Source organism: Enterobacter sp. BNK-13 (assembly GCF_048685015.1).
GTDB classification, from domain to species: domain Bacteria; phylum Pseudomonadota; class Gammaproteobacteria; order Enterobacterales; family Enterobacteriaceae; genus Enterobacter; species Enterobacter quasiroggenkampii.
Map to the genome: position 1 here is coordinate 349,702 of NZ_JBLQTP010000001.1, position 12,564 is coordinate 362,265.

Consider the following 12,564-nt stretch of genomic DNA (forward strand, 5'->3'; position numbering starts at 1 on the left):
GGGAGGCAGTGGGATTAGTATTTCCTTATTTTTTAGGTGGATTTTTAACAATGACCGACGTTAATTCAATTTACTATTTTTTAATATGTATTTTAGTTTTTTTAAATAAATGAGAGAGGCGTTATTATAAGAAATAACTTTTGTGAATATTATTTGTGGTGGTTTTATTATTGGTGTGAAATATATGGATTTTGAATATTTGTTATCAGGCGCGTGCCCGATAACAAATATTTATTGAGCGTGGATTAGAAGTCCACCGGAGCTTTAAACGTCATCGCATTACCGAAGGCAGGATGGGTGATGGTGAGCGTCTGCGCGTGCAGCTGCAGACGTGGCGCTAAGGTCAGTGCTTCAGGCGGCGCGTAAAACCGGTCGCCCAGAATCGGATGACCCAGGGCAAGCATATGCACGCGCAGCTGGTGTGAGCGTCCGGTAATCGGTTTAAGCAGGACGCGCGCGGTATTATCCGGCGCGTACTCCAGCACTTCATACTCGGTCTGCGCGGCCTTGCCGGTTTCGTAGCACACCTTCTGCTTTGGCCGGTTCGGCCAGTCGCAGATCAGCGGTAAATCCACCAGCCCTTCCGCCTGCGCGGGGTGACCCCAGACGCGGGCGACATACTGCTTTTTCGGCTCGCGCTCGCGGAACTGGCGCTTCAGCTCGCGTTCCGCCGCCTTATTCAGCGCCACCACAATCACGCCGCTGGTCGCCATGTCCAGGCGATGGACAGACTCCGCCTGAGGATAATCGCGCTGAATGCGCGTCATCACGCTGTCTTTGTGCTCATCCAGACGCCCCGGCACGGACAACAGCCCGCTGGGCTTGTTGACCACCATAATGTGTTCATCCTGATACAGAATGACCAGCCAGGGATCCTGCGGCGGATTGTACGGCTCCATCACCATCTTGCGCTCCGGTTACTGATGCGTCACAACGATAAGACGCAGGGCATCCAGACGCCAGCTAGCCTGGTTGAGGCTTTCCAGCACCTGCTGACGGTTGCTTTCAATCGCCGCCAGCTCGTCGTCACGGATGTTAGGGTTCACGGCCTTCAACGCTTCCAGACGCGACAGCTCCGCAGACAGTTTCTCGTCGGCTTCCGCGCGTGCGGCATCAATCAGCGCTCTCGCCGCTTTCTCAATCTGGGTTTCGCCCTGCTGCAGAATAGCGTGCACGTCCTGCTGGACCGCGTTAACCAGCTTGCTGCCGGTATGGCGGTTCACCGCGCTCAGCTGTCGGTTGAAGCTTTCGAACTCGACCTGTCCGGCCAGGTTCGTGCCGTTTTTATCCAGCAGCAGACGGACCGGCGTCGGCGGCAGGAAGCGGTTGAGCTGCAGTTGCTTCGGCGCCTGTGCTTCCACAACGTAAATCAGCTCCAGCAGCAGCGTCCCCACCGGCAGCGCCTTGTTTTTTAACAGGGAGATCGTGCTGCTGCCGGTATCACCGGAGAGGATCAGATCCAGCCCGTTGCGGATCAGCGGGTGTTCCCAGGTGATGAACTGGGCATCTTCACGGGACAGCGCCACGTCACGCTCGAAGGTGATGGTACAGCCATCTTCCGGCAGGCCCGGGAAATCCGGTACCAGCATGTGATCGGACGGGGTCAGGACTATCAGGTTCTCACCACGATCGTCCTGGTTGATGCCGACGATATCGAACAGGTTCATCGAGAAGCTTATTAGGCTGGTGTCGTCATCCTGCTCTTCGATGCTCTCTGCCAGCGCCTGCGCTTTCTCGCCACCGTTGGAATGGATCTCCAGCAGGCGATCGCGACCCTGTTCCAGCTGGGCTTTCAGCGCGTCGTGCTTCTCACGACAGGACTTAATCAGATCGTCAAAGCCGTCGGTGTTTTCCGGCGCGGCCAGGTAGCCGATCAGATCGCCATGCACCTGATCGTAAATGGTGCGGCCCGTCGGGCAGGTATGTTCAAACGCATCCAGACCTTCGTGGAACCAGCGCACCAGCACGGACTGGGCCGTTTTTTCCAGATATGGCACGTGGATCTGAATATCATGGGCCTGACCGATACGGTCCAGACGGCCGATACGCTGCTCGAGCAGATCCGGGTTAAACGGCAGATCGAACATCACCAGGTTGCTGGCGAACTGGAAGTTACGGCCTTCGGAGCCGATTTCCGAGCACAGCAGAACCTGCGCGCCGCTGTCCTCTTCGCCAAACCACGCCGCGGCACGGTCGCGTTCAACGATGGACATGCCTTCGTGGAACACGGCGGCGCGAATACCTTCACGCTCGCGCAGAACCTGCTCCAGCTGCAGGGCGGTAGCCGCCTTGGCGCAGATCACCAGCACTTTCTGGGAGCGGTGTGCGGTCAGGTAGCCCATCAGCCACTCCACGCGCGGATCGAAGTTCCACCAGGTGCCGGTATCGCCTTCGAACTCCTGGTAGATTTGCTCCGGATAAAGCATGTCACGGGCGCGCTCTTCCTGCGTTTTGCGCGCGCCCATAATGCCGGAGACTTTAATCGCCGTCTGATACTGCGTCGGCAGCGGCAGTTTAATGGTGTGCAGCTCGCGTTTCGGGAACCCTTTCACGCCGTTACGGGTGTTACGGAACAGCACGCGGCTGGTGCCGTGGCGATCCATCAGCATGTCGATCAGCTCTTTGCGCGCGGATTCCGCGTTGTCGCTCTCGCTGTTCGCAGCCTGCAAAAGTGGCTCGATATCCTGCTCGCCGATCAGATCGCTCAGGGTGTTGAGTTCGTCATTAGAAAGACGCTTGCCCGCCAGCAGCAGGGCGACGGCATCCGCCACCGGACGGTAGTTATCCTGTTCTTCCACAAACTGCTCAAAATCGTGGAAACGGTTGGGATCAAGCAGGCGCAGACGGGCGAAGTGGCTTTCGAGACCCAGCTGTTCCGGCGTTGCGGTCAGCAGCAGGACGCCAGGCACGCGTTCGGCAAGCTGCTCGATAGCCATATATTCGCGGCTCGGCGCATCTTCGCTCCAGACCAGGTGGTGCGCTTCGTCGACCACCATCAGGTCCCATTCGGCATCGCACAGATGCTCAAGACGCTGCTTGCTGCGGCGCACGAAGTCCAGGGAGCAAATCACCAGCTGTTCGGTTTCAAACGGGTTGTCCGCATCGTGCTGCGCTTCGGCGTAGCGTTCGTCGTCGAACAGAGAGAAACGCAGGTTGAAGCGGCGCAGCATCTCAACCAGCCACTGGTGCTGCAGGGTTTCTGGCACCACGATCAGCACGCGCTCGGCGGCGCCGGAAAGCAGCTGTTGATGCAGGATCATACCCGCTTCAATGGTTTTACCCAGGCCCACTTCATCTGCCAGCAGCACGCGTGGCGCGTGGCGACGGCCCACGTCATGGGCGATGTTCAGCTGGTGGGGGATCAGGCTGGTGCGCTGGCCGCGCAGGCCGCTCCACGGCATGCGGTACTGTTCACTCTGGAACTTACGCGCGCGATAGCGCAGCGAGAAGCGATCCATACGGTCGATTTGCCCGGCAAACAGGCGGTCCTGCGGCTTGCTGAACACCAGCTTGCTGTCGAGCAGCACTTCGCGCAGGATGACATTGGCCTCGTCGGTGTCCAGGCGAGTGCCGATGTAGGCGAGCAGTCCATTCTCTTCTTTTACGTCTTCAATCTTGAGCTGCCAGCCGTCATGGCTGGTCACGGTGTCACCCGGATTAAACATCACGCGGGTTACAGGGGAGTCATTGCGAGCGTACAGGCGGTTTTCACCAGTGGCAGGGAAGAGGAGGGTAACCATGCGCGCATCAACGGCAACCACGGTTCCTAATCCAAGTTCGCTTTCTGTATCGCTGATCCAGCGTTGACCAAGTGTAAAAGGCATAGTTGTTCGGCTCTAATCTTTAATTGCAGGCAATAGTTCGACCACCGTCAAAAAAGACGGTCATCGAAAAATGGGTCCGGGAATGGAAAGGGCGCTATGGTACTGGATGGCAGCCATTTCGTCACGTGTCAAAATAGGCCAAGTTGCCCTGTAACCAGTGTAGCAAAGTCGTCGTCGATGAAGGGCAAAATTCCATCGGCAACCGGCTGAAGCTGACGCGTCAGATAGTGTTCGTAATCCAGAGGCGAGTGCTGATAATCCACCGGTTCCGGACCGTTTATCGTCCAGACGTATTTGATGGTGCCCCGGCTCTGATACTGCGGCGCGCGGCCGCGGCGGACGTTTTCTTCATCCGCGAGGCGCGCGGCGCGCACGTGCGGAGGAACGTTGCGCTGGTACTCCGCGAGCGGGCGACGCAGGCGTTTGCGATACACCAGCTGCGCGTCAAGCTCGCCCGCCATCAGGCTGGCTATCGTCTCGCGCACGTAGTCCTGATACGGTTCATTGCGAAACACCCGCAGATAGAGCGTTTGCTGGAACTGTTGCGCCAGCGGCGTCCAGTCGGTACGTACCGTCTCGAGCCCTTTAAACACCATCCGCTGTGCGTCGCCGTCCTGAATCAGCCCGGCGTAGCGCTTCTTGCTGCCCTGATCGGTACCGCGAATGGTGGGCATTAAAAAGCGGGCGAAATGGGTTTCAAATTCCAGCTCCAGCGCGCTGGTTAACCGCGCTTTCTGCAGATGTTCCTGCCACCAGTCGTTCACGAAGGCGACCAGCGCTTTGCCGATTTGCGCGGCGTCTTCTTCTGAATGCGCGCCCTTAAGCCACACAAAGGTGGAGTCGGTGTCACCGTAGATGACGTTATAGCCCCGGGATTCAATCAGCGCTTTGGTCTGACGCATGATCTCGTGCCCGCGCATGGTGATCGACGACGCCAGCCGCGGGTCGAAGAAGCGGCAGGCGCTTGTACCCAGCACGCCGTAGAAGGCGTTCATGATGATTTTCAGCGCCTGTGATAGTGGCTTGTTGCCGTGGCGCTTGGCCTCATCGCGGCCGTGCCAGATGTTTCCCACGATGTCGGGCAGGCAGTGTTTTTCCCGCGAGAAGCGTGCGCCGAGGAAGCCTTCGGTGCTGTGTTCATCATCTGGCTGGGCCAGGCCCTCAACCAGCCCGACGGGATCGATCAGGAAGGTGCGGATTATCGACGGGTAGAGGCTTTTGTAGTCCAGCACCAGAACGGAATCATACAATCCTGGCCGGGAATCCATGACGTAGCCGCCGGGGCTGGCCTGCGGCGGCACCTCCCCGAGGTTAGGGGCGACATATCCTGCCCGGTGCATTCGGGGAAAGTAGAGATGGCTAAAGGCGGCAACCGATCCACCATGCCTGTCGACCGCAAGGCCGTTCACCGTCGCGCGCTCCAGCAGGAAGGGCATAATTTCGGTTTTGTGGAAAATCTGCGTGACCAGCTCGCAATCTTTCAGGTTATAGGTGGCGAGCGCGGGCTTGTCTTCGTTAAAGCGTCGGTCGATCTCGTCCATTCTGTCCCAGGGGTTGTCGATGGATTTGCCTTCGCCAAGCAACTCCTGCGCCACCGCTTCGAGGGCGAATGATGAGAAGTTCCAGAAGGCGGACTTGAGCGCCTCGATGCCGTCGATAATCAGGCGACCGTTCGCCTGGGCGAAGAAAACGCCGTTCTTAAAACCGTGCTCGCGCCATTCCAGCTCGCTGTTGCCGCGCCCGAGCATCAGCGGGATGCGGTAACGCTCTGCGTGTTTTTGCAGCACGCGCAGGTCGAACTGCACCACGTTCCAGCCGATCAGGACGTCGGGATCGTAGTCGGCAAACCACTGGTTCAGCTTCTCCAGCAGCTGCGGGCGGCTGTTGACGTACTCAAGCCGGAAATCCAGCGCGGAGGCATCACCATTTGGCGGCCCGAGCATATAGACAACCCGATCGCCGCAGCCTTCAAGTCCTATGCAGTACAGTTCGCCGTGGCGGGTGGTTTCGATATCCAGGGAGACCCACTTCAGCGGAGGGCGGTAGTGCGGGTTCGGCTTCAGCCGCGCGTTAACGAGGCTGCCGTTGTGCGCGGTGCCGTCGACCCAGACGGGCGCGGTAATAAACCGCTCCATCAGAAAGCGCTCCGGTGGGCGGATGTCGGCTTCGTAGAGCGTCACGCCCGCTTCGCGGAGCAGTTTTTCATAGCGCATCAGCTGACGATGGGCGCGACAGTAGAGGCCATAAACCGGCTGACGGTGGAAATCTTTCAGCTCAAGCGGGGTAATGCGCCAGCCGTTTTCACCGCGCAGCAGCTGTTTCACTTTTTCGACGTGCGCTTCTGGAATAAACGCCACGGACTCCTGCGGCGGTAGCGTCACCTGCAGCGGGCCGTTGTCCGTTGCCAGCCAGAATTCAACCTCGGTGCCCTGAGGCGTATCCCGCCAGTGTCGGGTCAGTAAAAAGCCTTCTTGCGCCTGCGCCACGCCGTTATCCCAGAAAACAAAACCAGGCCTGATTATAGCCTGGTTGAGGTAGGTTTGCTGGGGTTTTATACAGTGCCTGTTTCGCCGGATGGCGCTACGCTTATCCGGCCTGCAGGTTCCGTAGGTCCGGTAAGCGCAGCGCCACCGGGCAAGGGGTTACTGCCCGTAGTAGGCCTTCGCGCCGTGCTTGCGCAGGTAATGCTTATCCAGCAGGGTTTGCTGCATATCCGGCAGCTGCGGCGCCAGCTGGCGACAGAAGATCCCCATATAGGCGATCTCTTCGAGCACGATGGCGTTATGCACCGCGTCCTCCGCGTTTTTCCCCCAGGCAAACGGGCCGTGGGAGTGCACCAGCACGCCGGGCATTTGCGCCGCGTCGATTCCCTGTTTTTCGAAGGTCTCAACGATCACGTTACCGGTTTCCCACTCGTACTCGCCGTTGATCTCCGCATCGGTCATCAAACGCGTGCAGGGAACGGTGCCGTAAAAGTAGTCCGCGTGGGTGGTGCCGGTCGCCGGGATGGACTGGCCCGCCTGCGCCCAGATGGTGGCATGGCGCGAATGGGTATGCACGATACCGCCGATAGTCGGGAATGATCGATAGAGCAGGCGGTGAGTGGGCGTATCGGATGACGGCTTTTTGTTGCCTTCCACCACTTCACCTGTTTCGATGCTGACAACGACCATATCGTCCGCCGTCATCACCGCGTAATCGACGCCGGAAGGCTTGATCAGGAACACGCCTTTATCGCGGTCAACGGCGCTCACGTTGCCCCAGGTCAGGGTGACCAGATTATGTTTCGGCAGCGCCAGGTTGGCTTCAAGTACCTGCCGTTTGAGCTCTTCTAACATTGTTGTCTCCAGTGCCGGATGGCGCTTCGCTTATCCGGCCTACAGGATCGTAGGCCCGGTAAACGCGGCGCCACCGGGCATTCCGTGCTTTAGCGTTTTGAACCGTAATAGACTTCGTTCCAGCGCAGCGCGTCCTTGAAGGCGGGCAGGCGGGTATCATTATCGATGACGGTCAGTTCGATATCGTGCAGCTCGGCGAACTGACGCATGTCGTTCAGATCCAGCGCATGGCTGAAGACGGTATGGTGCGCGCCACCGGCCAGGATCCAGGCTTCTGACGCGGTTGGCAGGTCCGGCTGCGCTTTCCACAGGGCGTTGGCGACCGGCAGTTTCGGCAGCGAATGTGGCGTTTCAACCGCATCGACGCAGTTCACCAGCAGGCGGAAACGATCGCCCAGATCGATCAGGCTGGCGTTGATGGCCGGACCCGTGCGGGTGTTGAAGATCAGACGCGCCGGATCGGCTTTACCGCCGATGCCGAGGTACTGCACGTCGAGGATCGGTTTTTCCTCTACCGCGATGGAAGGACACACTTCCAGCATGTGAGAGCCGAGCACCAGGTCATTGCCGTTCTCGAAGTGGTAGGTGTAGTCCTCCATAAAGGAGGTGCCGCCCTGCAGACCGGTCGACATCACCTTCATGATGCGAAGCAGAGCGGCAGTTTTCCAGTCGCCTTCGCCGGCAAAGCCGTAGCCCTGCTGCATCAGACGTTGTACTGCCAGACCCGGCAGCTGTTTCAGACCGTGGAGATCTTCAAAAGTGGTGGTAAAGGCGTGGAAACCGCCCTGTTGCAGGAAGCGCTTCATGCCCAGTTCGATGCGCGCCGCATCCAGCACGTTCTGACGCTTGTCGCCGTTGATCTGTGCCGCAGGCGTCAGGCGGTAACTGCTTTCGTACTCGTCCACCAGCGCGCTCACGTCGCCATCGCTGATTTCATTCACTACCTGCACCAGGTCGCCCACGGCCCAGGTATTCACGGAGAAGCCGAACTTGATCTGCGCGGCCACTTTGTCACCGTCGGTGACCGCCACTTCACGCATGTTGTCGCCGAAACGCACCACTTTCAGGTGGCGGGTATCCTGCTTCGAAACCGCCTGGCGCATCCAGGATCCGATACGCTGTTGCGCCTTACCATCCTGCCAGTGGCCGGTGACCACCGCGTGCTGCTGACGCATACGCGCGCCGATGAAGCCGAACTCGCGGCCGCCGTGTGCGGTCTGGTTCAGGTTCATAAAGTCCATGTCGATGCTGTCCCACGGCAGGGAGGCGTTGAACTGGGTATGGAACTGCAGCAGCGGTTTGTTGAGGATAGACAGGCCGTTGATCCACATTTTTGCCGGTGAGAAGGTGTGCAGCCACACCACCAGACCGGCGCATTTATCGTCGTAGTTCGCGTCGCGGCAGATATGGGTAATCTCATCCGGCGTGGTGCCCAGCGGTTTCAGCACCAGCTTGCACGGCAGTTTGGCTTCCGCGTTCAGCGCGTTAACGACGTGCTCCGCGTGTTTCGTTACCTGCTGCAGCGCTTCCGGTCCGTACAGATGCTGGCTGCCAATCACAAACCACACTTCATAGTTATTAAAAATGGTCATCATCGTGTCCTTAATGGGTCAGGGTTGCCGTAGTGTCCGCGGTGCTTTTGGCCGGGGCGGCGACAGGGAGATAGTGAAGTTCGGCGCTTTTTGCCCACTGCTGGTAGCGCTGATAAAGCTGTTCAAAGCGTTGTGCCTGCTGAGCACGCGGCTGAAGGGTGTTTTCGACGGCGCTCGCCATGTGCTGCTGCGCGGTGGGGATATCCGCATGGACGCCCGCGGCGACGGCGGCGAAAATCGCCGCGCCCAGCGCGCAGCACTGATCGGACGCCACAATCTGAAGCGGACGATTCAGCACGTCGCAGCAGGCCTGCATGATCACCGGGTTTTTACGGGCGATGCCGCCCAGCGCCATCACGTTATTCACGTCGATGCCCTGCTCGGTGAAGCACTCCATAATGGCGCGGGCACCGAAGGCCGTTGCGGCAATCAGGCCGCCGAACAGCGCGGGCGCGTCGGTCGCGAGGTTGAGATCCGCGATCACCCCTTTCAGGCGCTGGTTGGCAAACGGTGTGCGACGACCGTTAAACCAGTCCAGCACCACCGGGAGGTGGTCGAGAGAGGGATTTTTGGCCCAGGCGTCGGTAAGCTGCGGCAGAAGCTGCTTTTTGCTCTCGGCGATCTGGGTTTTCAGTTCAGGATGCGCCGCCGCCAGCCGATCCAGCGGCCAGCCCAGCACGCGACCAAACCAGGCGTAGATATCGCCAAACGCGGACTGACCGGCCTCCAGACCGATGAAGTCCGGCACCACGCTGCCGTCAACCTGGCCGCAGATGCCTTTTACCGCGCGGTCGCCGACGGTGGCTTTATCCGCCGTCAGGATGTCGCAGGTGGAGGTGCCGATGACTTTGACCAGCGTGTTTGGCTGTGCGCCCGCGCCCACGGCGCCCATATGGCAGTCAAACGCGCCGCCGGAGATCGCCACGTTTTGCGGCAGGCCGAGGCGCGTCGCCCACTCCTCACAGAGGGTGCCGACGGGAATATCGGCGGTAAAGGTGTCGGTAAACAGCGGGTATGTCAGGCTCTTGTTGATGATCGGGTCGAGTTCATCGAAGAAGGCTGCCGGAGGCAGGCCGCCCCAGCTTTCATGCCACAGGGATTTATGCCCGGCGCTGCAGCGACCGCGGCGGATATCCTGTGGACGCGTGGTGCCGGAGAGCAGAGCAGGCACCCAGTCGCACAACTCAACCCATGACGCTGCAGCCTGCGCAACGGTTGCGTCGGCACGGGTGACGTGCAGGATCTTGGCCCAGAACCATTCGCTGGAATAAATCCCGCCGATGTAGCGTGAGTAGTCCGTTTTGCCCGGTTGATGGCACAGGCGGGTGATGGCTTCGGCCTCTTCCACGGCGGTATGGTCTTTCCACAGCACGAACATGGCGTTCGGGTTGTCGGCAAACTCAGGACGCAGCGCCAGCACGCGGCCATCGGCATCCACAGGGGCAGGCGTGGAGCCGGTACTGTCGACGCCAATCCCAACAATATCCGCCCGCTGGGCGTCGGTCAGTTCGGCCAGAACGGTTTTAATGGCTGCTTCCATCGACTCAATGTAGTCACGCGGGTGATGCCGAAACTGGTTGTTCGGCGCATCGCAGTAGCGCCCCTCTTGCCAGCGCGGGTACCACTCAACGCTGGTTGCTATCTCCTGGCCGGACGTACAGTCCACTGCCAGCGCGCGAACCGAATCGCTGCCAAAATCGAGGCCAATCGCAATTGCCATGGTGTTGCTCCATCGAAAAAAGAGGTATGGAAGAACATTAGAGACTGGGGACAAAAGTCGTCAGGCAGGATCCGCTAATCTTATGGACTAAATTGCTGTTACAACGGAAAGTGTGACGCCGTGCAAATATTCAATGTGGACATTTCTGCCGCAGTTATAGACACTTTTGTTACTGCTTATCTGCCTGCTCAGGCGGAGAAATCAGGGGGAAAGGCTGAAACATGGCGGACGTAAAAGCGGCGTGATGCTTTTTGGATCTTTTCGCGGGCCATTTTTAAGCTGCTTTTAATGATATGGACAATTGGTTTCCTTGAGGACTCTTGGGAGAACTGAATCTATGGCCGAAACGCAAAACGATCCTCTGCTGCCGGGATACTCGTTTAACGCGCACCTTGTGGCGGGACTGACTCCTATCGAGGCTGAAGGATATCTCGACTTTTACGTCGACCGACCGCTTGGGATGAAAGGATATATCCTCAACCTGACCGTGCGGGGGGAAGGGATCATCAAAAACGGCGACCAGCAGTTTGTCTGCCGCCCGGGGGATATCCTGCTGTTCCCGCCGGGGGAGATCCACCACTACGGCCGTCATCCGGATGCCAAAGAGTGGTATCACCAGTGGGTCTATTTCCGTCCGCGGGCCTACTGGCAGGAGTGGCTTTCCTGGCCGGCGATTTTTGCGCACACCGGTTTTTATCGCCCGGATGAGGTGCATCTGGCGCAGTTTCGCGAGCTTTTTGCGCAGATTATCGAGGCGGGACAGGCCGGTGGGCGCTACGCTGAACTGCTGGCGATTAACCTGCTTGAACAGTTGCTGCTGCGACGGATGGAGGCGATTAACGCGTCACTTAACCCGCCGCTGGATAACCGCGTGCGCGACGCCTGCCAGTACATCAGCGACCACCTGGCCGATAGCCAGTTTGATATCGCCAGCGTTGCCCAGCACGTCTGCCTCTCACCGTCGCGTCTGTCGCATCTGTTTCGCCAGCAGCTGGGCGTCAGCGTGTTGAGCTGGCGCGAGGACCAGCGCATCAGCCAGGCGAAGCTGCTGCTCAGCACCACCCGGATGCCCATCGCCACCGTGGGGCGCAACGTGGGCTTTGAAGACCAGCTCTATTTCTCCCGGGTATTTAAAAAATGTACCGGTGCCAGCCCCAGTGAATTCCGCGCGGGATGTGAATAAACGGTAAAAAAAGATAAACAAACAGGTGAATGCGGGAAGCAACCTGTAAACTATTCAGACAATTGTTGCCTTGACGCGGTGCGGGGCGCTAAGCAGAATCGCTGATTCGTTTTCTGACCGGAATAGTTATGCAGGCATTGCTGGAACACTTTATTACCCAGTCCGTTATGTACTCGCTCATCGCCGTGGCGCTGGTGGCGTTTCTGGAGTCGCTGGCGCTCGTCGGGTTAATCCTGCCCGGCACCGTGATGATGGCGGGGCTTGGGGCGCTTATCGGCAGCGGTGAGGTCAATTTCTGGCAGGCGTGGCTGGCGGGAATTATCGGCTGCCTGCTCGGCGACTGGATCTCCTTCTGGCTGGGCTGGCGCTTTAAGAAGCCGCTGCACCGCTGGTCGTTCATGAAAAAGAATAAAGCCTTGCTGGATAAGACCGAGCATGCGCTGCACCAGCACAGCATGTTTACCATCCTCGTCGGCCGCTTCGTTGGGCCAACGCGTCCGCTGGTGCCGATGGTGGCCGGGATGCTGGATCTGCCCGTCGCGAAATTCGTGGTGCCAAACATTATCGGCTGCGTCTTCTGGCCGCCGTTCTACTTCCTGCCGGGGATCCTCGCGGGGGCTGCCATCGATATTCCTGACGGTATGCAAAGCGGTGAGTTTAAGTGGCTACTGCTGGGCACGGCGCTGTTGCTGTGGCTCGCGGCATGGCTCTGCTGGCGACTGTGGCGCAGCGCGAAGGCGAATATCGATCGCCTGACGCGCTACCTCCCGCGTACTCGCCTGCTCTGGCTGGCCCCGCTGACGCTGGGTGTGGCGGTGGTGGCGCTGGTGGCGCTGATTCGCCACCCGCTGATGCCGGTGTACGGTGAGATCCTGTTGAAAGTTGTGAGCCGTTAAGCGCCGGGCGG

General features: G+C 59.1%; 8 protein-coding genes. 2 read left to right on the forward strand and 6 right to left on the reverse strand.

The window, feature by feature from the left end; all coding sequences use genetic code 11:
• Window positions 1-245: 245 nt before the first annotated feature.
• The 6 genes from rluA to araB all read right to left on the reverse strand — a co-directional run bounded on the left by rluA (window position 246) and on the right by araB (window position 10,474).
• Window positions 246-905 carry a bifunctional tRNA pseudouridine(32) synthase/23S rRNA pseudouridine(746) synthase RluA gene (rluA, locus tag ACMGGQ_RS01645; protein WP_023345423.1) on the reverse strand — a complete coding sequence of 220 codons (660 nt, stop codon included), beginning with the start codon at window positions 903-905 and terminating at the stop codon, window positions 246-248.
• A 12-nt stretch (window positions 906-917) separates the two neighbouring features.
• Window positions 918-3,824 (reverse strand): RNA polymerase-associated protein RapA, encoded by a 2,907-nt coding sequence (rapA, locus tag ACMGGQ_RS01650; protein WP_420289514.1) that lies wholly within the window; start codon window positions 3,822-3,824, stop codon window positions 918-920.
• Window positions 3,825-3,952: 128 nt separating this feature from the next.
• Window positions 3,953-6,310, reverse strand: a complete 2,358-nt coding sequence (gene polB, locus ACMGGQ_RS01655) for a DNA polymerase II (protein ID WP_420289515.1) — start codon at window positions 6,308-6,310, stop codon at window positions 3,953-3,955.
• Between the two features lie 156 nt (window positions 6,311-6,466).
• A complete protein-coding gene (araD, locus tag ACMGGQ_RS01660) occupies window positions 6,467-7,162 on the reverse strand; it encodes an L-ribulose-5-phosphate 4-epimerase (protein ID WP_420289516.1) in 696 nt (231 codons plus the stop codon).
• Between the two features lie 89 nt (window positions 7,163-7,251).
• Window positions 7,252-8,754, reverse strand: a complete 1,503-nt coding sequence (araA, locus tag ACMGGQ_RS01665) for an L-arabinose isomerase (protein WP_045907781.1) — start codon at window positions 8,752-8,754, stop codon at window positions 7,252-7,254.
• A gap of 10 nt (window positions 8,755-8,764) precedes the next feature.
• Window positions 8,765-10,474: a ribulokinase gene (araB, locus tag ACMGGQ_RS01670; RefSeq protein WP_126534268.1), complete on the reverse strand. Its 1,710-nt coding sequence runs from the start codon at window positions 10,472-10,474 to the stop codon at window positions 8,765-8,767.
• Window positions 10,475-10,811: 337 nt separating this feature from the next.
• Here araB and araC point away from each other — a divergent pair, with 337 nt between their 5' ends.
• Together araC and ACMGGQ_RS01680 are read left to right on the forward strand one after the other, a co-directional pair.
• Entirely contained in the window at window positions 10,812-11,657 is an 846-nt protein-coding gene (gene araC, locus ACMGGQ_RS01675) for an arabinose operon transcriptional regulator AraC (RefSeq protein WP_023293301.1), read from the forward strand.
• A gap of 128 nt (window positions 11,658-11,785) precedes the next feature.
• Window positions 11,786-12,553, forward strand: a complete 768-nt coding sequence (locus ACMGGQ_RS01680; RefSeq protein ID WP_045907783.1) for a DedA family protein — start codon at window positions 11,786-11,788, stop codon at window positions 12,551-12,553.
• The last annotated feature ends 11 nt before the right edge of the window (window positions 12,554-12,564 follow it).